Below are 24,140 nucleotides of genomic sequence, written 5' to 3' on the forward strand. Positions count from 1 at the left end.
TGCCGGCGTAAGCCGGCATTTTGTTGGTAGGAAAATTGTGAATTTTGAAGTAATTACCAGTGCCACGCGCCTGGAAACTGTTTGCCTTCAGGCGCGAAACCAGAAGGCTGTCATGCTGGACACTGAGTTTGTCCGGACCCGAACCCTGTACCCAAAACTGGGACTGGTGCAATTGTATGACGGCGAAACCCTTGCGCTGATTGATCCGCTGGAGATCGACAACCTGGAGCCGTTGTGGGAGCTGCTGCGTGATCAGTCGGTGACCAAAGTACTGCACGCGTGCGGTGAAGATCTGGAAGTTTTCCAGTACTACGCAGGCACCATGCCGGTGCCAATGATCGATACTCAGGTGATGGCTGCATTTCTGGGATACGGGGTCTCTGCCGGTTTCGGGACACTGGTGAAAGATTTTCTCGGGGTGGAACTGGACAAAGGTGAAGCCCGCACGAACTGGCTGGCCCGTCCGCTGACCGATCGCCAGCTCGATTACGCTGCGGCTGACGTGTATTACCTAAAGCCCCTGTTTGATAAGTTGCTGCCGCTAGTGGAAGCAAAAGGCTGGTCTGAGGCACTGGAGCAGGAATGTGCCGCACAGGTACTTAAACGGATGAGAACCGTCGACCCTGATATGGCTTACCTGGATGTGAAAAATGCATGGCAGCTTAACCCGAGACAATTGGCTATCCTGCAAAAAGTAGCAAAATGGCGAATTCTTGAAGCCAGGAAACGCGATCTTGCGTTGAACTTCGTACTAAAAGAGCTGAATTTGTGGAAGCTGGCTCGCTTTGAAATCAAGTCGAAAGCTGTGATGGATAAAGAAGGCTTCGATAATATGGAAATCCAGCGTCATGGTAATCGCCTGATTTCACTGGTGAATGAAGTCGAGCGCATGTCACCGGCGGAGTATCCGGAAAAGATTGTCCGATTAGTGGATCTACCGGGGTACAAGCAGCGGGTTAAAGAGATTAAAGATGTCGTCAATGCGGTTGCTGAAGAAACCGGGCTGATGAGTGAATTTCTGGCGTCGAAGAAACAGATTAACCAGCTAATCAGCTGGGCGTGGAAGAAACAGTATCCACAAGATAGCCTGCCGGAAATGCTGAAAAGCTGGCGTAAGCCGCTGTTTGAAGAGCGTGTTTTGCCGTTGCTGAAAACTGTGTAAGACACGTCGGTTATAAAGATAATCAGTATTTAGCATCCACAAAAAAGCCCCATAAAGGGGCTTTTTTTATATCTTCAATCTTTTACTTGTCTTCGTCCGGTAACGTGACGTTAAGCTCCAGAACAGAGAGATCTTCTTCTTTCTGATCGAGATTAACCGTTACCTGATCCGGGCTAATCGCAACGTACTTGCGAATCACTTCCAGAATGTCCTGCTTAAGCTGCGGGAGGTAGCTTGGTGTACTTTGATCGGCTGAACGGCGCTCCGCAACAATAATCTGCAAGCGCTCTTTGGCGACGCTGGCCGTTGTTGTCCTCTTGGGGCGGAAGAATTCTAACAGTGCCATAATGTCTTTACCCTCCGAATAGACGTTTCAGGAAACCTTTCTTCTCTTCTTCAAGGAAGCGGAATGGACGCTCTTCACCCAACAAACGAGCAACTGTGTCCTGGTATGCCAAACCGGCATCAGAGTCTGTATCGAAGATCACCGGTTCACCTTTGTTGGAGGCATTCAGTACAGCTTGGCTTTCAGGGATCACACCCAGCAGCGGGATATGCAGAATTTCTTCCACGTCAGTCACGCTTAGCATCTCACCCAGTGTCACGCGGGCAGGGTTGTAACGTGTTAGCAGCAGGTGAGTTTTAACCGGAGACTCGGCTTGCTCAGCACGACGTGATTTCGAATCCAGGATACCCAGGATACGGTCGGAGTCACGCACGGATGAGACCTCAGGGTTTGTTGTTACAATCGCTTCATCTGCGAAATACAGAGCCATCAGCGCACCGGACTCAATACCCGCTGGTGAGTCACAGATAATGAATTCAAAACCCATTTCATCCAGATCTTTCAGGACGCGCTCAACACCTTCACGAGCCAGAGCATCTTTGTCACGGGTTTGTGAAGCAGGCAGAACATATAGATTTTCAACACGCTTATCTTTAATCAGCGCCTGATTCAGATTGGCTTCACCGTTAATGACATTAACAAAGTCATACACCACACGACGCTCACAGCCCATGATAAGGTCAAGATTCCGCAGGCCGATATCGAAATCGATCACTGCTGTTTTCTTGCCGCTCAGAGCAAGGCCCGATGCGATAGCTGCACTAGAGGTCGTCTTACCAACGCCACCCTTACCAGAGGTTACCACGATGATTCGTGCCATTCTTGATTCCTTATTAAACGCTATAGAGCCAGGTGCTCTATGTTCAAATTATTTTCGTTCAGCGAGATAACGACATTTTGCCCCCAGAAATCTTCCTGGATGTTGTCGCTCAGCCAATAGTTACCCGCAATTGAAATCAGCTCAGGTTGCAGGTTGTGACAAAAGATTTGCGCTTCCTGTTGCCCGCTGGCACCGGCTATTGCGCGTCCCCTCAATGTACCGTAGATGTGAATGCAGCCGTCGGCAATGACTTCCGCGCCCGCACTGACATGATTCATGATGACAAGATCACAATTCTTAGCATAAATCTGCTGGCCTGACCGAACCGGGGTGCGAATGATGCGAGTAGGGGCCATAACCGGCTCTGTCGCCTTGGCCTGACGCGCAGCATTCATGATCGCAAATCCTGCTGCTTTGGCTTTCTCCTGGAGCCGGGTCGCTTTGCATCCGCTGATGCCGACCGGAATCACACCGGCTTCGCTGACTTTATTTTTCAGCAGTGAGAAATCGATGGAATCGCCAGCCTGGCTGACATCGATAACTACGGGGGCGGATGCAAAAAAATGAGGAGCCTGCTCTACTTTCTGTTTCAGAAAGTCGGCAGCCTTATGGATGTCGCCGTCCACCAGGTGAAGGGCAGAGAGGGTGAAAGAGCCTCCCTTGAGTTCTGCTACTTTTGTCATTTGTCTAGCTGACTGTCGCTAAATTAGCCGTTCAGGTTCGTTATCTCTTTAGTACCTTGCATGTTATATTCCAAACCGTATATCAGCAAGCTATCCTTGCTTTAGCGTTGTAAATTCAGACAGGCGTCGCATCCCCCGTGGGCTGTGGGTTCCGGAGGGAGAGAAGTCGCGATGTTGTGGTCTGATACTGAGTCAGTTTTATCAAAAGGTTCTATCAGCATGTTGTGTGCAATTTATAAAAGCCCAAAGAAAGACAACACTTATCTCTACATCAATAAGAAAGACGATTTCTCTGCGGTGCCTGAAGCGCTGCTGAGCACTTTTGGCACACCACAGTTTGTCATGGTCCTGAAAATTGGCGACCGGAAGAAACTGGCATTGGCCGATATTGAAAAAGTGAAAAGTGAACTGCTGGAAAAAGGGTTTTATCTGCAGGTCCCACCGCCGGTGACGAATTTACTGGAAGAATATAAAGCCGCAAAGAAAGCCGCTTCACCATCTCAGGAATAGTTTATGCGTAAGCAATTGATCACGGCCCTGGTGGCCCTGGGCTTAGGAATGTCATCAGCGGTGATGGCCGCGGATGAAGGTTTCGATACCTATGTAAATGTACTGAAAACCGAAGCGCGGGAAAAAGGCATTTCGGAGCAGACCATTCAATCAGCGTTTGATGGTATTACATTTATTGAGCGTGCCGTTAAAGCAGATAAAAATCAGCCTGAGCGTAAGTTGACGCTGGATGAATACCTGCCGCGTGCCGTTCCGGAATGGAAAAAGAAACAAGCGAACCAGCTTTATCAGGAGCATAAAGCGGTGCTGGATCGAATTGGTCAGCAATATGGTGTCCAGCCGCGGTTTGTGGTTGCCCTGTGGGGTGTTGAAAGTAATTTCGGTCGCCTGACGGGCAATTACAATGTGGTTGAAGCGTTAACGACGCTGGCTTATGAAGGTCGTCGTGAAGCCTTTTTCCGTAATCAGGTGATGGCGGCGCTGGAAATTATCGATGCCGGCCATATTACCGCCAAAGAAATGAAAGGATCCTGGGCCGGGGCAATGGGACAACCTCAGTTCATGCCAACTTCTTTCCTGGCTTATGCCCGTGACGGAAATAATGACGGCAAGGCGGATATCTGGCAAACCAAAGACGATGTTTTTGCTTCTGCGGCGAATTATCTGCATGAAGCCGGCTGGAATGATGAATATACCTGGGGCCGACAAGTTTCGATTCCGGATAACATTGATGCCACATTGCTGGGTGTTCAGCCAGAGAAAGGCCGTTCGTTGTCTGAGTGGCAGAAGTTGGGTGTACGCCGTATGAATGGGCAGAATTTACCAGATACTGCGATTGATGCATGGCTTATTCAACCTGATGATAATCACGGAAGGGCATATTTGGTGTATGGCAATTATCAGTCACTATTAAAATGGAATCGGTCTCACTATTTTGCATTGGCTGTGAGTTATCTGGCAGACAGTATTCGCTAAATATTGCTTGGTGAAATGAATGGAAAGCCAGACTTTAACGTCTGGCTTTTTTGTACATTTCAGCGGACAGACCACAAGCAAAATATTTCCATTATCTTTGGCCGATGAAGCATCGAATAACGCGATAGCGCTATATTCAGTGACGGGTATTTAGAATAGTGACAGTGGCGAGTTGAAATAAGCAAAAATGTGATGGTAACTATAAATTATGAATAAATGAAAATCTTTCAGCGGGACATCTCAAGGTAAAGTAAATACTCTATAAGTAATCCGGATTTTATTATTTTATTTATTTTCAATAGCTTATGGTTGTGTTTCGGGTGAGAAAAAACCCGGTATAAAACCGGGTTTTTATAAGATTCAGAGGTAGGAGATTAGATCTCAAAATCTTCCAGAGATTTACCTTCATCCAGCGCTTTTTTCAGTGCGCTTGGTGTACGGCCTTGGCCTGTCCAGGTTTTCTCATCACCGTTTTCATCAATGAAACGGTATTTCGCTGGACGCTGAGCGCGTTTTTTAGGTGCTTTGCTGATAGCGGCAAGCAGTTCTTCTGGATCGATACCGTCAGCAATTAGCATGTCACGGTATTGAGTCAGTTTCTCCATGCGTTCTTCTTCTTTTGCACGCTCTTCAGCTTCTGCTTCTTCACGCTCAGTAACGACTGTTTGAAGCTTTTCCAGCGCTTCCTGAAGTTGCTCCAGAGAATATTCACGAGATAGGGCACGCAGGCTTCGGAGGTTTAATAGCACTTTCATTGCATCAGACATTTTTATTTCCTGTTGGAGTAATACTATGAAAATAATATTAGCAGTCTTAAATCAATAATTGCAATAACTAAAATGGTTATTATGAGCCTGAATATAAATAATTTGGGGCTTATTATCGGCATGTTAACTTAAGTAATTAACCATTCTTAATAATGGGATTAACAGCGACAGGAATTAACATTGTGGCCGGGGATAAGTGACCAATTTAATAAAACGGAATGAGTTTCATATAAGCTGGCTTAATATCGGTTTGCCTGGGGTGGTGGTTTTTTAATCACTCAGGCAAGACTATTCACTATTAATGTTAATTTTTTCACTTCAAGTTGTTGCAATCAGATCTTAAAGCCGTAGAATCGACTATACCTTGACCAAGGGTAGAGGCGCATCGTCTATCAGTAGCAAGTCGGAGGGTGATTCCGATGAGGGCTTGCAAAAGGAGCCGGTGCCGAAGTGAGAGAGGGTCATCATGCCTGCTCGCTGGGGTTGTCATCGAATAGAGGCAACACTGCCATAGTATATAATTACATTAACTATGGAGCGCTACTGTGGAGTCGGAAAAGGGGCACCTCTCTTTCTTTCACTCATTTTTCACGTTTTTAAGACGTGGCCAGCAGTAGATCTCCAACCAAGATCGGTTGTAGTAGAGATCATGAATATTGTAGATTTTTCACACTCCGCTGTGTCTGTGTTGCCCCCGCTGGTGGCACTGGGCCTGGCTATTGCGACGCGTCGCGTCTTGTTGTCTCTGGGCGTAGGTATTCTGCTTGGTGCCTTATTGCTAAATGATTATTCCGTTACGGGAATGGCCGGATATATCGGCAACACTGTAAAGGGATTATTCATTGAGGACGGCGGCATTAACACCTGGAATATGAGCATTGTCGCGTTTCTGGTGTTGCTGGGCATGACTACCGCTTTGCTGACCCTGTCCGGGGGAACCCGTGCGTTCGCTGAGTGGGCACAAACGAAAATTAAAAGTAAGCGTGGCGCAAAACTACTGGCTGCATTTCTGGGCGTATTCATTTTTGTAGACGACTATTTTAATAGCCTGGCTGTCGGTTCAATTTCTCGCCCGGTCACGGACCGTTTTTATGTGTCCCGTGCCAAGCTGGCTTATATTCTTGATTCAACTGCTGCGCCAATGTGTGTGCTGATGCCGGCCTCTAGCTGGGGGGCGTACATTATCACGCTTATCGGCGGCATTCTGGTGACACACGGTGTCACTGAATACACACCTCTGGGGGCATTCCTGCAACTGGCCCCGATGAACTTCTATGCGATTTTCGCCCTGCTGATGGTATTTGTTGTTGCCTGGTTCCAGCTGGATATCGGCTCAATGAAAAAACACGAGCTGGAAGCCAGCCATTGCCGCGGCTTTGATGAAGGGGATGATGACACCCTGGCGAAAGACCTGAACGATGAACTGGAAATTCAGGAAAGTGAGCACGGCCGCGTAGGCGATCTGGTGATGCCGATTGTGGCTCTGATCGTGGCAACGTTCTTCTTTATGATTTTCACTGGGTATCAGACGCTGCTGGCAGACGGTAAAGCCTTTGATGTTCTGGGCGCGTTTGAAAATACCGATGTGGGTGCCTCTCTGGTATACGGTGGGCTAATCGGCCTGGCGGCTGCCATGATTCCAGTGCTGCGTCAGCGTATTCCTGCCAGTGAAGTAGTTTCCACACTGTGGATTGGTGCTAAGTCAATGTTTGGTGCGATTTTGATCCTGCTGTTCGCCTGGAGCATTGGTAGTGTGATCAGCGATATGGCGACCGGTAAATACCTGTCGACCCTGGTTGAAGGCAGCATCAATCCGATGTTCCTGCCTGCGATCCTGTTCCTGCTGGCAGGGCTGATGGCGTTCTCAACCGGTACCTCTTGGGGAACATTCGGTATCATGCTACCAATCGCCGGTGATCTGGCTGCGGCAACTGACATTATGCTGATGCTGCCGATGCTGGGTGCTGTACTGGCAGGCTCGGTGTTTGGTGATCACTGTTCACCGATTTCAGATACCACTATTCTGTCGTCTACTGGTGCGCGTTGTCATCACATTGACCACGTGTCAACGCAGCTGCCGTATGCGCTGGCTGTCGCTGTGGTATCGACAGTGGGTTTCCTGGTACTGGGTTTCACCAGCTCACTGGCGGTGTCGTTCATGAGCGCAACTGTTATGTTTGTGGTGGTGTGTGCGATCCTGTCCTGGTTGTCTCGCCGTCCTAGTGAGTTGGCCGCGAAAGCCTGAACAATCTCTTAGGTTCAGCGTTAAGCTTGAACGCTAAGTCCTGATACTGTAATGAAAAGCCTGCCATGTGCAGGCTTTCTTTTTGGCGGTTTGCGGCAGTTGCTCTGATCCGGATGATACAAGCGATCGGGCAACGGGTGACAGAGCTCCTTTTAATTTGGCTGGGATTTCTGTAGCATCTCGCCAGTTTTTTCTTACCATTCTAAAGATAATCAGAGAAGCTTACTTAATGGCTCAGATGTACTTCTATTACTCGGCAATGAATGCGGGTAAATCTACCACCTTGTTGCAGTCATCGTTTAATTACCGTGAGCGTGGGATGACGCCGGTTATTTTTACTGCGGCAATTGACGACCGTTACGGGAAGGGGAAAGTCAGTTCACGTATTGGTCTGCAGGAAGATGCTGAGCTATTTTCCGTGACGGACGATCTGTATGCGCGTTTGCAGGATATGAATACGACGCAGAAACTGGATTGTGTGCTGGTTGATGAATGTCAGTTTTTGACGAAAGAGCAGGTTTACCAACTGACAGAAGTGGTCGATAAGCTGCATATTCCGGTGCTGTGCTATGGCTTACGGACAGATTTCCGCGGTGAATTGTTTGAGGGCAGCCGCTATCTGCTGGCCTGGGCTGACAAACTGGTTGAACTCAAAACAATCTGCCACTGCGGCCGTAAAGCCAATATGGTGATTCGTCAGGATGAGCACGGCAATGCAATTGCTGATGGTGATCAGGTCGTGATTGGCGGCAATGAACGTTATGTCTCGGTGTGTCGTACTCACTACAAAGACGCGCTCGAAAAATAACGCTGCCCTTGCGCTGTGTCGGATATGTCCGCTGAAGTTGGTTTTTTCAGCATAGCTTTGTCCGGCATGGTGGACGCATGAATGAATAATAAAGCCCGGCCTGTAGAGCCGGGCTTTTGTTTTTTTTCGATTTGCTTAGGTACTCTTTAAACGGTTTATTTAATTGCTTTATTTAACCGCTGTGTTTAAGCGCTAGGTTTATATGTTTGGCTTCAATAGCAGTGCGGTTATTTATGACGCTCTTGAAGACGCTGGGTAATATCTGCCAGTGACAGCCCCTGATCCTGAAGTAACACCAGTAGGTGGTAAATCAGATCGGCCGACTCATTCACTAGCTCCGCCTTGTCACCCGACGTTGCCGCAAGCGCGACTTCAACACCTTCTTCTCCCACCTTCTGCGAAATCCGCTTGGTGCCACGCGCGTAGAGGCTGGCAGTGTAGGACGACTCAGGATCGGCACCTTTACGAGCAGCCAGGACCTGCTCAAGTTGATGAAGAAACACCAGAGCCGGTTGTTCAGTCTGTTCTTCACCAGATGCATCGGTATCAAAACAGGTGGTGGTGCCCAGGTGGCAGGTTGGCCCAACCGGCGCGACCTGTATCAACAGCGTATCCTGATCGCAATCGAGGCGGATACTTTTCAGATTCAGCGCATTGCCGGACGTTTCTCCTTTGGTCCACAGGCGATTTTTCGACCGTGACCAGAACGTTACCTGATTGGACGCCAGCGTTTTGGTTAGCGCTTCGTCGTTCATGTAGCCCAGCATCAGCACCTGACCGCTGGTGTGATCCTGGATGATCGCCGGGATCAGGCCGTTGACTTTTTCCCAGTTAATTTTACTGCTCAGACTCATACCCGGACCTCCACGTTATTCTGTTTCAGGTATTGCTTTAATTCGCCGATATTGATGATTTGCTTGTGGAAGACCGAAGCCGCCAGAGCGCCGTCGACATTCGCCTGTTTGAAAGCATCGGCAAAGTGGATCATCTCACCGGCCCCGCCGGATGCGATAAGTGGAACGTGGCACACTTCACGGACCATGTTCAGCTGGGTCAGATCGTAGCCGTTGCGAACGCCGTCCTGATTCATCATATTCAGGACAATTTCTCCGGCACCGCGTCGCTGAACTTCCTGTACCCAGTCCTTCGTTTCCCATTGCGTCGCCTGAGTACGGCTTTCATCACCGGTGAACTGGTACACCTGGTACTTTCCGGTAGTGGCATCAAAGTAGGAATCAATCCCGACCACAATGCATTGCACCCCGAATTTATCGGCCAGATCGGTGATCAGTTGCGGGTTGGCCAGCGCCGGTGAGTTAATCGAGACTTTGTCTGCGCCGTATTGCAAAATCCGGCTGGCGTCTTCGGCCGATTTAATGCCTCCGGCGACACAGAAGGGAATATCAATCACTTCTGCTACCCGGGCAACCCAGCTTTTATCTACCACCCGGCCATCACTGGACGCGGTAATATCATAAAACACCAACTCATCGGCACCTTCTTCGGCATAGCGTTTGGCTAACGGTACGATATCGCCGATGATTTCGTGATTGCGAAACTGCACGCCTTTGACCACTTGGCCGTCACGCACGTCTAGACAAGGAATAATTCGTTTTGCCAGCATTTCTGTCTCTCCCCGATCTAGTCATTCCAACAGGCGAAAGCCTGCTCGGCGGTGAATTTGCCATCCAGCAGTGCCCGGCCGACGATGACCCCGGCAACCCCGGTGCCTTTCAGCGCGGCAATGTCGTCCAGCGAGCCGATTCCGCCGGATGACTGGAACCGGATATCCGGGTAACTCGTGCACAGATCCCGGTATAGCTCGACATTGGAGCCTGCCAGCGTGCCATCGCGGGAAATATCCGTGCACAGGACATGTTTCAGGCCGACAGTCAGGAAGTCTTCCAGAAGTGCTTCAATCGTCACGCCGGAATCTTCCTGCCAGCCAGATACCGCAACGTTGCGCTGGCCGTTGTGGTCAATGTTTACATCCAGCGCCAGAACAATGCGTTCCGGGCCGTAGGTTTCGATCCAGCCTTTGACCAGCTCTGGTTGCTTGACTGCCGTTGAACCGATAACCACGCGTTGGGCACCGGCCGCAAGCAGATTGGCCACGTCCTGTTCGGTCCGGACGCCACCGCCAATCTGAATATTGGCCGGGGTGCTGGCCAGCAGTTGTTGGATGAGGTTGAGCTGTCGGGCAGAGGTATCTTTGGCTCCGGTCAAATCCACGAGGTGCAGCCAGGTGGCACCAGCCTGGTAGTAAGCCTGAAATTGTTCTGCGGGATTGACCTTGTATTCAGTTGCTTTGCCATAGTCCCCCTGAAACAGGCGGACTACCTGGCCTTCAATCAAATCTAATGCGGGAATAATCATAACCAGTCCTTGTCGCCCTTACATTTCAAGAAAGTTTTTAATCAGTTGTGCACCGGCCTTACTGGATCGTTCCGGATGGAACTGGACCCCGTAATAATTGCCGCTTTGCACTGCCGCAGTGAACGGCTGGCCATATTCGCAACGGGCAATTGTGCGCCCTCCCGGTTGCTCAAACACTGGCATGGCGTAGCTGTGCACGAAGTAAAAGTAGCTGCCATCCGGAATGTCTTTAAACAGCGGGTGGTCGGCTTCCGGGGAAATCGTATTCCAGCCCATGTGAGGCAGCGGCAACGCACCGGTTTCCATTTTTCTGACCGGGGCTTCACACAGCCCCAGACATGGCACCAGCTCTTTGCCGTTCTGGCCTTGTTCTTCAGACACTTCTCCCAGCAGCTGCATCCCGAGGCAAATGCCCAGCAGCGGCTTGTCGACTTGTTTGACCAGCTCGATCAAATCACGCTCGCGCAGGTTTTTCATGGCTTCGCTGGCTGTTCCCACTCCGGGAAGAAACAGTTTGTCGGCAGCAAGCACGACGTCAGGATCTTTGCTGACAGTGACGGTATAACCGAGGCGTTCAATGGCAAAGCGCACTGATGACACATTGGCACATCCGGTATCAATAATGACGACTTGTTGGTTTTTCCCTGTCATTACAGCACTCCTTTGCTGCTGGGCAGCTCATTACCTTCCACCCGAATGGCCTGGCGCAGAGTACGGCCAAATGCTTTAAACAGGCTCTCCACAATGTGGTGGTCGTTATTGCCTTCCGACGACAGGTGCAGGGTGCAGGCCAGCGTATCGGTCAGCGAGCGGAAAAAGTGGGATACCATTTCCGTGGACAGATCGCCGACTTTATCGCGGCTGAAGGTTGCTTCGAATTTCAGGTACGGTCGGCCGGATAAGTCTAACGCGCATTGTGCCAGACACTCATCCATCGGCAGGCTGAAGCCAAAGCGACCAATCCCGCGTTTGTCGCCCAGTGCTTTTTTCAGCGCTTCACCCAACGCCAGTGCGGTATCTTCCACGCTGTGGTGATCGTCAATGTGCAGGTCACCTTCGACATTCAGCTCGAGACGGAATCCCCCGTGAGTCGCAATCTGATCCAGCATGTGATCAAAGAACCCCATCCCGGTGGAGATCTGGTTGCCGCCGGTCTCATCCAGATTCACCTTAACCCGGATATCGGTTTCTTTGGTTGTGCGAACGACCTCGGCGATGCGCGGTTGTGTTGTGAGATCTTTGACGATCTGCTGCCAGCCCATGGTTTGTGGGTGGTACTGAATACCTCGCACTGCCATATTTTCAGCCAGTTGCAGGTCAGTCTGACGATCGCCAATCACGGCAGAGTGAGCAAAGTCGACCCGACCTTGCTGCAGGTAGGTTTTCACCAGCCCCAGCTTAGGTTTACGACAACTGCAATTATCCGCTTCAAAGTGAGGGCAGATCAGAACATCGTCAAACCGGATACCCTGTGATTCGAAAATCGCCATCATCATGTTGTGTGGCGCATCGAAGTCAGCTTGCGGGTAGCTGTCAGTCCCTAGGCCGTCCTGATTGGTGACCATCACCAGTTTGTATCCGGCCTCCTGTAGCTTCAGCAAAGCCGGGATCACGAAAGGTTCAAGGGCCAGCTTGTCCAGCCGATCAACCTGAAAATCAATGGGCGGTTCGACGATGAGGGTGCCGTCGCGGTCGATAAATAAGATTTTTTCCTTGCTCACAGTGCTGTCCTTACTGAATTAATTCTGTTCTAGCTGTTTCCGGATAAATGCCAGGGTTTTCTCACACTCATCCCGGTTGCCGATACTGATGCGGATACAGTTTTCAATCGGCGAACGACGCAAAATAATGCCGTGCTCCCACAGGGCGTTAAACAGGCTGTCGGCATCCGGGAACTTGACCAGCAGGTAGTTGCCGTATCCTTCATAGACGGTAACGCCGTTTAGCATGCTCAGTCCAGCTTGCAGGTACGCGCGGTTGGCGCTTAAATCCAGAACCTGGAATTTGGTTTTGGCGCGACCCGCCGGGGAGAGCGCTTGCACTGCAATGTCCGTGACCGGCACCGGCACCGGGTAAGGCGCGATGACTTTCAGCAGCAGCTGAATGACATCCGGGTTCGCCAGGGTGAAACCACAGCGCAGTCCGGCCAGAGCAAAGGCTTTGGAGAGGGTGCGCAGAATGACCAGATTCGGGTATTGATCCAGCAGGTTCGCCATGGTCGCTTCCGGGCAGAAATCGATATAGGCTTCGTCGACCACGACCAGGGCTTTACCGGCCGTTTTATCCAGCAACGCTTCGAGATCATTGCGGTTAAGCAGGTTGCCGGTCGGGTTATTCGGGCTGCAGGCGAAAACCAGCTTCACCCCATCCAGGTTGGCCGTGATGGCTGGCATATCGAGTTGCCAGTCGGCTGTCAGTGGCACCACTTTGCGCTCAATATCGAAAGTTTCGGCACTGATGGCGTACATCCCGTAAGTTGGCGGGCAGTACAGAATGCTGTCTTTGTTCGGCTCACAAAAAGTGCGGATCAGTAGCTCAATCCCTTCATCAGCCCCGCGTGAAGTCAGTACCTGATCGGCTCGGACGCCTGCGTAATCCGCATAAGCTTCAATCAGTTCAACCGGTTGGCAGGTGCTGTAGCGGTTGAGGCGAGCGCACTGGATGTTGTACTCATTTGCAAATGGGGACTCGTTGGCATTGAGCCAGATGTCTCCGCTTCCGCCCAGGCGCCGGGCTGACTGATAGGGTGTCAGCTCACGTACTGTTTTTCGCGCCAGTTGTTCAATACTCATAATTTGCCTCGTTATTTAATGCGTTGTGATTGGGCGGTTAGTTTTTCGACCCGAATTGTAACGGCTCGTTTGTGGGCATCCAGTCCTTCCGCTTCAGCAATAGTGACGACGGTCGGGGCTAACTCAGCCAGTCCTTCGGCAGTGAGCTCCTGCACCGTCATGCGTTTGCTGAAATCAGCCAGTCCCAGGCTGGAATAGGTTCGGGTATAGCCATAGGTTGGCAATACGTGGTTCGTACCTGAAGCATAATCGCCAACCGACTCCGGTGACCAGCTGCCGAGGAAAATAGAACCGGCATTGGTCAGCTGGGAAACCAGCTCACGCGGGTGGCGGGTTTGTACAATCAGGTGCTCCGGACCATAGTGGTTAGAGATAGAGACACATTGCGTCAGACTGTCCGCGACTATAAGGATACTGGAACCCAGAGCCTGACGGGCAATATCGGCACGTGACAGCGCTTTCAGCTGCTTCTGGATAGCATCAGCGGTGCGATCGGCAATGCTCGGATCCGGAGTGACCAGAATAACCTGAGAGTCAGGCCCGTGTTCTGCCTGACTGAGCAGATCCGCGGCGATAAAATCCGGGTCGGCGCTGCTGTCTGCAATCACCAGCACTTCGGACGGACCCGCCGGCATATCAATTGCCGCGCCGCGGAAGTCATTGCTGACTTGCCGTTTGGCTTCAGTTACATAAGCGTTACCCGGGCCGAAAATCTTATCAACCTTGGTGACGGTTCGGGTGCCATAGGCCATGGCCGCGATGGCCTGCGCGCCGCCGACATTATAAATGTCAGTAATACCACACAGTTCAGCCACATACAGAATTTCATCAGCAATGGGCGGCGGCGAGCACAGGACCACCTCCTGACAACCGGCAATTTGAGCCGGTACACCCAGCATCAGTACGGTTGATGGGAGAGGGGCGCTGCCGCCCGGAATGTACAGGCCAACGGACTGAATCGGGCGGGTGATCTGCTCACAGACAACACCCGGTTGGGTTTCCACCCGCAGTGTTGCAGGTTTCTGCGCTTTGTGGAAGGTGGCAATGTTTTTGTAAGCCTGTTTCAGTGCGGCTTTCATGTCATCACTGAGGCGCGATGATGCAGCTTTTACCTCGTCAGCACTGACTTTCAACGAGGCGGGACGAATACCATCAAACTTTTCAGTCAGCTCGAGCAGGGCCTGATCACCGCGCTGGCGGACATCATCGATGACATCGGAAACGGTACGGCTGATGTTGCGGCCATCTGTGATGGCCGGGCGCTCAAGCAGGCTTTCCTGCTGGTTATCGCTCAGAGATTGCCAGACTACAGTTTTCATCGTGTTACTCCATCATCTTTTCAATTGGCAGTACCAGAATGGAGCTGGCGCCCAGCTCTTTGAGGAGTTCCATGGTTTCCCAGAACAGGTTCTCGGCACTGACCAGGTGAATGGCAACCTTGGTTTTGTCTTTTGACAGCGGCATCACGGTCGGGTCTTCAGCACCCGGCAGCAGGTCTTTGATTTGCTCAAGACGGTCGGTTGGAGCGTGCAGCATGATGTACTTCGATTCTTTGGCCTGAATCACCCCTTGCATACGGGTCAGCAGGCGCTCAATCAGTGCCAGCTTGTCGGCGGAGAACTCGCCCTGGCGCTGAATCAGTACGGCTTTTGAGCGCAGAATCACTTCCACTTCTTTCAGGCCATTCGCTTCTAGCGTGGCACCGGTTGATACCAAGTCGCAGATAGCATCGGCCAGACCTGCGCGTGGGGCAACTTCCACGGAGCCGTTTAGCATACAGGTGCTGAATGGCACACCTTGCTTATCCATGTAGCGTTTTACCAACTGCGGATAAGTTGTGGCGATGCGCTTGCCTTTCAGATCCTGCGGCCCTTTATACTCCGCGTCTTTATCAATCGCGATAGACAGGCGGCAGCCACCAAAGTCCAGACGACGCAGTTTGACATAATCAGCTGGCTCATTGCGGGCAAGGCGTTCCAGGCTCACTTCTTCCAGCTCGTTTTCGCCAATCACGCCTAAATCAACCACGCCATCCATAATCAGGCCAGGGATATCATCATCGCGAACCAGCAACAGGTCGATTGGCATGTTTTCACAATGTACGACCAGGCGCTCGCCCATCATGTTGAATTTGACGCCGCAGCGTTTGAGCAGCTCCTGACATTCTTTGCTCAGTCGGCCTTTCTTTTGAATTGCAATTCTCAGTCGTTGTGTTTGCATGGTGCTTATCCCTGTACTTTTTTGAATCCGAAAACGAAAAAACCCTCGGAAGAGTGCTCTTCCGAGGGTCCATGAATAGGGTAGTATCGCTGACCGCTGGAAGAGAGTTTTGCGTCTTCCAGAGCGAGGCGTATCCTCCTGAAAGACTAGTCAGGATGATGATGGTGATGTAGAGAAACCATTTGGATACGCATAATTATATACTCTGTTTAAATCTTTATTAACGCTGTGCTTAGCAAGCACACTAACCAAGCTGAGGATGTTTTGCAATAGCAATTTTACGGAAAAATGAAATTTTCTGGCGGAAGGTTAATGAGTGGTAATTTTTCCTAATGGGCGAGAAAAGCTAAACCAGCTTGCCTGCAGTACATGAACATGCAGTAAAACTAATATATTTACATTCAATTACAGTGGGTTAATCGCATTTTTGATTGTAGGGTGACTGAGGCCACATCCAGTTAAAAATAGACCTGCGTTGCAGACGGGTAACATATTTGGTTGCGTAATGCGCCAGATGGATGCAAATGTCTCAGTCAGAGTAAACGTCCTTATCCATCCAAAGAAGAGGATTAGCCTGACGGTTTTATGCATAAGAGGGCTGCTGGTACAGAATGCAAGACAGCGGCGGCATCCGAGTCAACCGAACCGTGGTGAACTGTAAGGCGGGCAGTCACACAGCTCCCGGCGAATGCTCGCCGAGAGTAATAAAGCGGAAGGCGGATTAGCCGCAGCATTTCTTGAATTTTTTGCCGCTTCCACAAGGACACGGGTCGTTGCGACCCACTTTGTCACTCACCACAGGTGCAGCTTTTGGCTCAGTGGCAGGTTCATGTTGTTGCGGGTAATCACCGTCTATGTAGAACCACTGCTGCTGGCTCATGTTGCTGGCGCTTTGTACGTCTTCACGTAAAAAACGAGAGCGCTCATGCAGGCAGTACTCATCCTGTCCATCACGATAGAAGGCCTGAAACTCAACAAAGCCTTCGCCGGAATCGGCAATTTCACTGTGTAGTACATCCAACCCCAGCCAGGTTGTATTTACTGACTCAGCAATGGCCTCTCGGTGTTGCTCAGCTTCACAGCTTGGGTGATAGGTGGCAACGACAAAATCAACCAGGCCAAGGACATGGGCGCTGTAGCGGGCACGCATGAGTTGCTCAGGATGCTCTGCCAGACAGGCATTTTCATGGATAGGGTGGCAGCATTCCCGAAGCGGACGCTGGCTGCCACAAGGGCACGCTTTATCTAGTGGATACATTAATTTTTCGGCATGTTCTGTTCAAAGTCAGCCGACCATTTTAATGACTCCATATAGCGCTCTGCAACGATTGATTCATCGAGCCCCAGTAACTGACATAAACGCTGCACCTGAGGCCAGTTGGCCTCATCATATGCTTTGACCAGACGTAATACCCCACCCAGATGACCCTGCTGTTTGATCAGGGCCTGATGTACCTGGGCGGGCAACGGCAGTTGTTCAACCAGCACTTCGATAGGCTGATCCAAGATGGAATCCAGCAACGAAAACAGCCCTGTCAGAAATGCCTGATTTTTATCAATCTGGCCAGGGAAGTTCATACTGAGCCTTTCACAGAACCAGGCCCGTTGTAATGAAAGATGGTAGAGCGACATTGGCTTATCTTCCATGACATGCGCAGTAGCCACGAATGTGATGAAATGCCGCAGCTTTTCTTCGCCCAGATAGACCAGCGCCTGCTTGAACGACGAGATCGGCTTCGCGCGGGTGTAAGTCATACAATTCACGTGGTGCAACAGCTTGTATGACAAGGAAACATCAGAGGCAATGATCCGTTCGACTTTGTCAAAATCCACCACGGGTTGGCTGATTTCACTAAACAGCCGTAAGGTGGTCAGGGCGTAAGGATTCAGGGTTTTACGCTGGACCATTTCCGGGCGACTGAAAAAGAAGCCCTGAAAGAGATCAAATCCGGCCTGCTTGGCAGCCTGATATTCGTCATAGGTTTCTACTTTTTCTGCCAGGAACAGCAGCTTGCTGCCTTGCTCACGATGGCGTCGAATAAAGAAACCGGCTTTGGCTATTGGGGTGGCACGAATATCAAATTTGATGATATGGACAAACGGCAGAAAGCGGTTCCATTCTGCTGTCGGAATGAAGTCATCCAGAGCAAGAGTGTAGCCTTTCTGATGCAGTTCCTGAATGGCAAGCAGGAGATCGTCATTTGGTTCGCAGCTTTCCAGCACTTCAATAATGAAGCTGCGCTTTGGGAAAATCAGCGGTGTGCGTTTGATCAGGCTGCTCTGAGGAAAGTTGATAAACGCAATTTTTCCGGCGGTGACTTCACTGGTCCCGGCACTCAGAAAATTATCTGTCAGTAAGCGATGGGTTGCCTGTTCATCTCCGACATCAGGGAAACAGTTTTGAGGGCCATCCCGAAACAATAGTTCGTAGCCGATGGTTTCCTTGTTTCGGTTGAGTACAGGCTGTCTTGCAAGATACGAATTCATGGATACGGCAAAAGGCTTTAAGTCGTGATTTATTCTAGGTGTTGCCGGGCAGGCTTATGATTATATCGGCCCATCGTGTCACGGCGTAGTAGTATGACAAAAATTAAGCTGTATAAACAGCGTTTCCTATAAAGCCAGCACTTGCTGATCTCAGGCATGGAAATACCTCTCATCTTAATAGATAATCCCCGCCTTTTTGTAATTATATGTGTAACTCATGACGGTATTCACAGTCATACAAGCTGGATTGCTTGTAGGTGGATGTATTTTTGTGGTCATGCTTTTAAAGTCATGGCGCAGAAACAAAAAGCAGGAAGCACATACCAAAATTCTCCCAATTGGCCTCATCGGAGGCTTTGCCAATTTCTGCGATACCCTCGGGGTCGGTAGTTTTGCTATCAAGACCGCCGGTTATAAGCAGTTTAACCTCATTGACGATCAGTTGCTGCCCGGCACCATGAATTGTCAGGCGGTGATGGCAACGGTGGTTCAGTCTCTGATTTTTCTTACCGCGGTTGATGTCGATCCGATGACGCTGGTGACGCTCGTGCTGGCGGCGTGTTTCGGGGCGACGATGGGCTCAAGGTTGGTTTCCGGCTGGGATCGCCAGATCATTCGCATCGTTATGTGTGGCGCTCTGATGGTAGTAGCCGGAATGATGCTGGCTGGCCAGCTTGAGTTGTTTCCGTTAGGCGGTACGGCTCTGGGGCTGTCGGGCTGGAAACTGGCGGTGGCCGCGATTGGTAACTTTCTTTTCGGTGCGCTGATGACAGTAGGCATTGGTTTGTATGCACCCTGCATGACCATGGTTTATCTGCTGGGCATGCATCCGCTGGCAGCTTTTCCTATCATGATGTGCTCATGTGCATTTTTGAGCTTCTTCGCGGCTGGTGGCTTTATCCGAAACAACCGAATCAACAGTCGTGCTGCGCTGGTGGTGGCAATTACCGGTCCGATCGGGGTGGTGATTGCCGCTTACATGGTGAAGTCTTTGGATCTGCAATTGCTGGCCTGGTTGGTGATTGGGGTGGTGATGTATACCTCTTTCACTATGTACCGTTCCTGGGCGAGTGAAAAATTCGGCGCAACGGCATCTGCAGCGACCTCGTCGGTAAAGAAAGAGAACGCAGCGGTGTAGACTGCCCGTGCGGAGGAGCTCGGTTAGTAAGAGCTCGGTTTGTAAAAGCCAGAGGCATCAGTTGTCTGCTTGGCCGAAGAGGCACGAATAGACGGAATATCTTTGAGTTACAGGCTACCAGGTCTGTCACCGTACCTATCGCCATGCCACAAGAAATAAAAGGTACGCAATTGCGTACCTTTTATTTTTCAATCAGTAGCTTGGTATTCACCGCGTGCTTGTTCACCGTGAGACTGATCGCCGTGTATCGGTTTGCCGTGACTCTGTTGGTTGGCCGTGTAGCGTAAATGCGGTTAAGCCGGAGTGCTCAGCGTGGCGAGTTCTGCCGGAAAGTCCCGGGTTTCAAGTTCACAGCCTTCCGGCGTGCAAACCAGCACGGAGCCATGATCATACCAATCCCCCAGCACAATTCGCTGGGCAGGTTGCCCCTGTACCAGAATGTCATGAACATCGGGACGGTGGGTATGGCCGTGAATCATCTGCCTGACCTGATACTGGTTCATGGCTTTGAGCACTTCAGTGGGGGTGACATCCATGATCGCCTGGCTTTTCATCTGGTTCGACTGGCTGCTGCCACTTCGCATCTTATGGCCAATTTGCTGGCGGTAGCGCAACGGCAGGCGGAAAAACAACCACTGAATAAAGCGGTTATGGACTTTTTTACGATAGCGCTGATACCCCTCATCCAGGGTGCACAAGGTATCACCGTGCAGGATCAGCGTCGGGGTACCGTACAGGTCAATCACTGAGTGTTCCGGCAGTAATGTTACCCCAGTTTCTTCACTGAACCGGCGCCCGATCAGAAAATCCCGGTTGCCGTGAATGAAATAACAGGGAACTCCGCTGTCGGTCAGTGCGCGGAAAGCCTGTTTCACCTGCTGGTGGAAGGGCGATTCATCGTCGTCACCAATCCACATTTCAAACAGATCGCCAAGCACATACAGCGCATCAATACCGCGGGCCTCCTGCGCCATAAAACGCAGAAAACAGGCAGTAATATCGGGCCGTTCAGCACTGAGATGAAGGTCGGAAATAAAAAGTGTTGTCATAAATAAAGGAAGGCAGGGCGGCATAAGGCCGCCCTGAATGAAGAATTACTCTTCGATGGTTACGCCGTTGATAGCGACTTCTTCAACCGGTACGTCCTGGTGAACATAGCCCCAGTTACCTGTTGCAACAGCTTTGATCTTGTTAACAACGTCCATACCTTCAACCACTTCACCGAATACACAGTAACCCCAGCCGTCTGGTGTTTCTGATTTGAAATCCAGGAATTTGTTGTCGTTCACGTTGATGAAGAACTGAGAACTTGCAGAGTGCGGCTCCATAGTACGTGCCATTGCAATGGTACCGACTTTGTTGCTCAGACCGTTGTTTGCTTCGTTCTTGATAGGTGCACGCGTTTCTTTCTCAACCATGCCTGACGCCATACCGCCGCCCTGGATCATGAAACCGTCGATCACGCGGTGGAACAGCGTACCGTCGTAAAAACCGTCACGGCAGTACTGCAGGAAGTTGGCACTTGTTTCTGGCGCTTTTTCCGCGTTCAGTTGGATTTTGATGTCACCAAAAGTAGTGTGAAGCGTTACCATGAGCTTGTCCTTTAATGGATATCTATTGCTTTAAACGTTGGATTGTAACGTACTCGTCTAACGCGTCAATAATATTGGCGGCGGATAACGAGCCGGGCTGTCATTTGTAGAGAAAGCCTGCATTTTCACGGTATGTTGACCGTACAGTCCGGATTGCCTGACTGCTGAAAGCAGAAAGAGTTGGCTTTAACTATAGAAGAGGATAGTGGCATTGGCATGACAGGGCTGGCCAGCAAAAGCACTGTATGTGCCGCAGATCGCATCAGACAGCAGGATTGCCGGGCAGAGTCAGGCAGATACGCAATTTTCCTTGCCTTAGCCTGCCATTAGAGGTGTAATTACTCCTTCATATTGTAACCCCACCAAATGAGTAGCAAAGAGACATGTTGAAGATCTATAACTCACTGACTAGACAGAAAGAGGAATTCAAACCCATCCAGCCTGGCAAAGTAGGCATGTATGTCTGTGGGGTTACCATTTACGATCTGTGTCACATCGGTCATGGCCGTACTTTCGTTTCGTTTGATGTGGTTTCCCGCTACCTGCGTTACCTGGGCTATGACCTGACGTTTGTTCGTAATATCACTGATATTGACGATAAAATCATTAAACGTGCGGCAGAAAACGGCGAAAGCTGTGATTCACTGACCGAGCGTTTGATCGGCGAAATGTACGCTGATTTCGATGCGCTGGGCATGAAGCGTCCTGACATTGAGCCGCGTGCGACGGCTTACATTGCTGAAATCATCGCAATGTGTGAGCGTCTGATTGAACGTGGTTTTGCCTATGTGGCCGACAATGGCGATGTAATGTTCGAAGTCAGCAAGTTTGACGAATACGGTAAGCTGTCGAAGCAGGATCTGGATCAGCTGCAGGCCGGTGCCCGTGTTGATATCGAAACGGCAAAACGCAGCCCGCTGGATTTCGTTCTGTGGAAAATGTCTAAGCCGGGTGAGCCGACATGGGAATCACCATGGGGCCCAGGTCGTCCGGGCTGGCACATTGAGTGTTCGGCAATGAACTCGGCGATCCTCGGTGATCACTTTGACATCCACGGTGGTGGTTCTGACCTGCAGTTCCCGCACCACGAAAATGAAATTGCACAATCTTGCTGTGCGACGGGCTCTAAGTATGTAAATACCTGGATGCACAGTGGCATGGTGATGGTTGATCGCGAGAAGATGTCTAAATCGCTGGGTAACTTCTTCACTATCCGTGACGTACTGGCCCACTATGATGCTGAAACAGTACGTTACTTCCTGATGTCTGGCCATTACCGCAGCCAGCTGAACTACAGTGAAGATAACCTGAAGCAAGCCCGTTCAGCGCTTGAGCGTCTGTATACCGCGCTACGTGGTTTGGATGCTGCTGCAGAAGCTAACGGTGGTGAGGAGTTCGTGACCCGCTTTAAAGAAGCGATGAATGATGACTTCAACACGCCGGAAGCCTACTCTGTACTGTTTGACATGGCCCGTGAAATCAATCGCCTGAAAGGCGAAGATGAAGCGGCGGCCGCTGGTCTTGCGGCACGCATGCGTGAGTTGGCTGATGTGCTGGGCCTGCTGAGTCAGGAGCCGGAAGCCTTCCTGCAAGGTGGCGCTGGTCAGGATGAAGATGTGGCGGAAATTGAAGCACTGATTCAGCAACGTCTGGATGCACGTGCAGCAAAAGACTGGGCTGCTGCTGATGAAGCGCGTGACAAGCTCGCGGCAATGGGCATCATCCTGGAAGACGGCCCACAGGGAACAACCTGGCGTCGTAAGTAAATTCCGGGTTGCGATTTTCCCGATTGCAACGATTCGGATTCCAATTGAAAAACCGGTGCATATGCACCGGTTTTTTTATTGTCAATTTTGGCAATACATATCACATTGATAATAAAATAATTTCGAAATCGCGCATTATGATCACATTTAGAAAGTGAAATATTAGTTTAATGTTCGTAAGTCATTATCATCAGCCTCGGTAATTCGCTGGATTTGGGCGGAAGAGAACACCGCTCACCAAATGGGATGATAATAATGAAGAAAACCATACTTACTGCGCTGATTGGCGCGACTATCCTCAGTACCCCCGCACTGGCTCAGGCTGACTCAGGTAAAATCGTTGTTGCACACCGCGGCGCTTCCGGTTACCTGCCTGAACATACTCTGCCGGCTAAAGCGTTGGCATATGCGATGAAGCCGGATTACATCGAGCAGGATGTGGTCATGACTAAAGATGATCAACTGGTTGTATTACATGATCATTACCTGGATCGGGTCACCAATGTGGCAGAGGTTTTTCCTGACCGCGCACGCAAAGATGGCCGTTACTATGCAATTGACTTTACACTGGCTGAGATTAAACAGCTCAGTGTGACAGAAGGTTTCGATATTAAAGCTGGGAAGCAGGTTCAGGGATTCCCTGAGCGTTACCCAATGTGGAAATCGGATTTTAAAGTGCCGACGCTGCAGGAAGAAATTGAGATGATTCAGGGGCTAAACAAAACCCTGGGTTACGACATCGGTATCTATCCGGAAATCAAAGCGCCGTGGTTCCACCGCCATGAAGGGAAAGATATCAGTCTGGCAGTGCTGAACGTGTTGAAGCAATACGGTTACACCAGCAAAGACAGTAAGGTATACCTGCAAACTTTTGATTTTGATGAGCTGAAACGCATTCATGACCAACTGATGCCAAAACTGGGTATGGATGTGAAATTGGTTCAGCTGATGGCTTACACCGACTGGAATGAGACCATGGTGTATGATCAGAAAGGCCAGGCGGCACCCTATAACTACGACTGGATGTTTAAAAAAGGCGGAATGGAAACGGTCGCCAAGTATGCTGATGGCATTGGTCCGTGGAAACCGATGGTTGTTTCTGACGAGTCAACCAAAGGAAACATCAAGCTGACAGGGCTGGTAAAAGCAGCACATGCGCAGGGTATGCAGGTGCATCCTTACACTTTCCGCAGCGATATGGGACGTATTCCGGCCTATGCCAATGACTTCAATGACATGTTGAACATTTTCTACAATACCGCAGATGTTGATGGCGTGTTCACCGATTTTCCGGATAAAGCAGTAAACTTCCTGGCGACGGAAAAGCACTAATCACGAGCGCTACATCCTCGGGCTTTTTGCCAATACCGAGCGTTTATCAAAAAAATAGCGGCCTGTAAGCCGCTATTTTTTTATCTGTATTCTTTCTTGTTTCTGTAACTTCGCTTTTCTT

Annotated in this window: 24 protein-coding genes, 1 riboswitch and 1 other annotated feature; of the genes, 8 read left to right on the forward strand and 16 right to left on the reverse strand. The window is 50.4% G+C overall.

All coding sequences use genetic code 11. The annotated features are described in order from the left end of the window. Nucleotides 1-37: 37 nt before the first annotated feature. Nucleotides 38-1,162, forward strand: a complete 1,125-nt coding sequence (gene rnd, locus FH974_RS04875; protein WP_047883242.1) for a ribonuclease D — start codon at nt 38-40, stop codon at nt 1,160-1,162. Nucleotides 1,163-1,244: 82 nt separating this feature from the next. On the opposite strand, the gene minE is transcribed toward rnd, so the two are convergent. From minE to minC, 3 genes are read right to left on the reverse strand one after another with little or no spacing between them, the layout of a single operon-like run. Further along, on the reverse strand, nt 1,245-1,508 hold the full coding sequence (minE, locus tag FH974_RS04880; RefSeq protein ID WP_047883243.1) for a cell division topological specificity factor MinE: 264 nt from the start codon (nt 1,506-1,508) through the stop codon (nt 1,245-1,247). Nucleotides 1,509-1,515: 7 nt separating this feature from the next. Continuing rightward, a complete protein-coding gene (minD, locus tag FH974_RS04885; RefSeq protein WP_047883244.1) occupies nt 1,516-2,328 on the reverse strand; it encodes a septum site-determining protein MinD in 813 nt (270 codons plus the stop codon). A 20-nt stretch (nt 2,329-2,348) separates the two neighbouring features. After that, nucleotides 2,349-3,011 carry a septum site-determining protein MinC gene (gene minC / locus FH974_RS04890; protein ID WP_047883245.1) on the reverse strand — a complete coding sequence of 221 codons (663 nt, stop codon included), beginning with the start codon at nt 3,009-3,011 and terminating at the stop codon, nt 2,349-2,351. Nucleotides 3,012-3,230: 219 nt separating this feature from the next. Here minC and FH974_RS04895 point away from each other — a divergent pair, with 219 nt between their 5' ends. Beyond that, nucleotides 3,231-3,521 (forward strand): YcgL domain-containing protein, encoded by a 291-nt coding sequence (locus tag FH974_RS04895; RefSeq protein ID WP_047883599.1) that lies wholly within the window; start codon nt 3,231-3,233, stop codon nt 3,519-3,521. A gap of 3 nt (nt 3,522-3,524) precedes the next feature. Beyond that, complete coding sequence (locus tag FH974_RS04900; RefSeq protein ID WP_047883246.1) at nt 3,525-4,496, forward strand: lytic murein transglycosylase; 972 nt, start codon at nt 3,525-3,527, stop codon at nt 4,494-4,496. A 374-nt stretch (nt 4,497-4,870) separates the two neighbouring features. Here the strand turns inward: FH974_RS04900 and FH974_RS04905 are convergent, their stop codons facing one another. Then, nucleotides 4,871-5,290: a DUF3037 domain-containing protein gene (locus FH974_RS04905; RefSeq protein ID WP_277991785.1), complete on the reverse strand. Its 420-nt coding sequence runs from the start codon at nt 5,288-5,290 to the stop codon at nt 4,871-4,873. 340 nt (nt 5,291-5,630) lie between these two features. Continuing rightward, nucleotides 5,631-5,814: riboswitch (Lysine riboswitch) on the forward strand. Between the two features lie 98 nt (nt 5,815-5,912). On the opposite strand from FH974_RS04905, the gene FH974_RS04910 reads away from it, so the two are divergent. Together FH974_RS04910 and FH974_RS04915 are read left to right on the forward strand one after the other, a co-directional pair. Then, nucleotides 5,913-7,508, forward strand: a complete 1,596-nt coding sequence (locus FH974_RS04910) for a Na+/H+ antiporter NhaC family protein (RefSeq protein ID WP_047883248.1) — start codon at nt 5,913-5,915, stop codon at nt 7,506-7,508. A gap of 229 nt (nt 7,509-7,737) precedes the next feature. Further along, nucleotides 7,738-8,316 carry a thymidine kinase gene (locus FH974_RS04915; protein ID WP_047883249.1) on the forward strand — a complete coding sequence of 193 codons (579 nt, stop codon included), beginning with the start codon at nt 7,738-7,740 and terminating at the stop codon, nt 8,314-8,316. Between the two features lie 227 nt (nt 8,317-8,543). Here FH974_RS04915 and hisIE read toward each other — a convergent pair whose 3' ends face one another. The 10 genes from hisIE to FH974_RS04965 form a co-directional block, all read right to left on the reverse strand. After that, entirely contained in the window at nt 8,544-9,170 is a 627-nt protein-coding gene (hisIE, locus tag FH974_RS04920) for a bifunctional phosphoribosyl-AMP cyclohydrolase/phosphoribosyl-ATP diphosphatase HisIE (protein ID WP_047883250.1), read from the reverse strand. Continuing rightward, nucleotides 9,167-9,940, reverse strand: a complete 774-nt coding sequence (gene hisF, locus FH974_RS04925; protein WP_047883251.1) for an imidazole glycerol phosphate synthase subunit HisF — start codon at nt 9,938-9,940, stop codon at nt 9,167-9,169. The genes hisIE and hisF overlap by 4 nt, the downstream gene beginning before the upstream one ends. 17 nt (nt 9,941-9,957) lie before the next feature. Next, the gene (hisA, locus tag FH974_RS04930; protein WP_207103526.1) at nt 9,958-10,692 is read right to left on the reverse strand and encodes a 1-(5-phosphoribosyl)-5-[(5-phosphoribosylamino)methylideneamino]imidazole-4-carboxamide isomerase; all 735 of its coding nucleotides are present in this window, start codon (nt 10,690-10,692) and stop codon (nt 9,958-9,960) included. Nucleotides 10,693-10,710: 18 nt separating this feature from the next. Then, nucleotides 10,711-11,343: an imidazole glycerol phosphate synthase subunit HisH gene (gene hisH / locus FH974_RS04935; RefSeq protein ID WP_207103527.1), complete on the reverse strand. Its 633-nt coding sequence runs from the start codon at nt 11,341-11,343 to the stop codon at nt 10,711-10,713. Further along, nucleotides 11,343-12,413, reverse strand: coding sequence for a bifunctional histidinol-phosphatase/imidazoleglycerol-phosphate dehydratase HisB (gene hisB / locus FH974_RS04940; protein WP_207103528.1), 1,071 nt, complete (start codon nt 12,411-12,413; stop codon nt 11,343-11,345). The genes hisH and hisB overlap by 1 nt, the downstream gene beginning before the upstream one ends. Nucleotides 12,414-12,431: 18 nt before the next feature. After that, entirely contained in the window at nt 12,432-13,484 is a 1,053-nt protein-coding gene (gene hisC, locus FH974_RS04945; protein WP_207103529.1) for a histidinol-phosphate transaminase, read from the reverse strand. An 11-nt stretch (nt 13,485-13,495) separates the two neighbouring features. Further along, nucleotides 13,496-14,803, reverse strand: a complete 1,308-nt coding sequence (gene hisD, locus FH974_RS04950) for a histidinol dehydrogenase (RefSeq protein WP_047883256.1) — start codon at nt 14,801-14,803, stop codon at nt 13,496-13,498. Nucleotides 14,804-14,807: 4 nt separating this feature from the next. Next, nucleotides 14,808-15,704: an ATP phosphoribosyltransferase gene (hisG, locus tag FH974_RS04955; RefSeq protein ID WP_207103530.1), complete on the reverse strand. Its 897-nt coding sequence runs from the start codon at nt 15,702-15,704 to the stop codon at nt 14,808-14,810. Nucleotides 15,705-15,737: 33 nt separating this feature from the next. Continuing rightward, nucleotides 15,738-15,875, reverse strand: a sequence feature (His leader region). 550 nt (nt 15,876-16,425) lie between these two features. Continuing rightward, a complete protein-coding gene (locus tag FH974_RS04960) occupies nt 16,426-16,962 on the reverse strand; it encodes a YchJ family metal-binding protein (RefSeq protein ID WP_053061692.1) in 537 nt (178 codons plus the stop codon). Next, a complete protein-coding gene (locus FH974_RS04965) occupies nt 16,962-18,191 on the reverse strand; it encodes an EAL and HDOD domain-containing protein (RefSeq protein WP_047883259.1) in 1,230 nt (409 codons plus the stop codon). Before FH974_RS04965 ends, FH974_RS04960 begins: the two co-directional genes overlap by 1 nt. A 217-nt stretch (nt 18,192-18,408) precedes the next feature. On the opposite strand from FH974_RS04965, the gene FH974_RS04970 reads away from it, so the two are divergent. Beyond that, nucleotides 18,409-19,329 (forward strand): sulfite exporter TauE/SafE family protein, encoded by a 921-nt coding sequence (locus FH974_RS04970; RefSeq protein WP_207103531.1) that lies wholly within the window; start codon nt 18,409-18,411, stop codon nt 19,327-19,329. A gap of 293 nt (nt 19,330-19,622) precedes the next feature. On the opposite strand, the gene lpxH is transcribed toward FH974_RS04970, so the two are convergent. Next, on the reverse strand, nt 19,623-20,378 hold the full coding sequence (lpxH, locus tag FH974_RS04975; protein ID WP_047883260.1) for a UDP-2,3-diacylglucosamine diphosphatase: 756 nt from the start codon (nt 20,376-20,378) through the stop codon (nt 19,623-19,625). Nucleotides 20,379-20,423: 45 nt separating this feature from the next. Further along, on the reverse strand, nt 20,424-20,921 hold the full coding sequence (locus tag FH974_RS04980) for a peptidylprolyl isomerase (RefSeq protein WP_047883261.1): 498 nt from the start codon (nt 20,919-20,921) through the stop codon (nt 20,424-20,426). 383 nt (nt 20,922-21,304) lie between these two features. Here FH974_RS04980 and cysS point away from each other — a divergent pair, with 383 nt between their 5' ends. Together cysS and glpQ are read left to right on the forward strand one after the other, a co-directional pair. After that, entirely contained in the window at nt 21,305-22,687 is a 1,383-nt protein-coding gene (cysS, locus tag FH974_RS04985) for a cysteine--tRNA ligase (RefSeq protein ID WP_207103532.1), read from the forward strand. A gap of 255 nt (nt 22,688-22,942) precedes the next feature. Further along, nucleotides 22,943-24,019: a glycerophosphodiester phosphodiesterase gene (glpQ, locus tag FH974_RS04990; protein WP_207103533.1), complete on the forward strand. Its 1,077-nt coding sequence runs from the start codon at nt 22,943-22,945 to the stop codon at nt 24,017-24,019. The last annotated feature ends 121 nt before the right edge of the window (nt 24,020-24,140 follow it).

It is taken from the genome of Photobacterium ganghwense, assembly GCF_017329545.1.
GTDB classification, from domain to species: Bacteria; Pseudomonadota; Gammaproteobacteria; order Enterobacterales; family Vibrionaceae; genus Photobacterium; species Photobacterium ganghwense.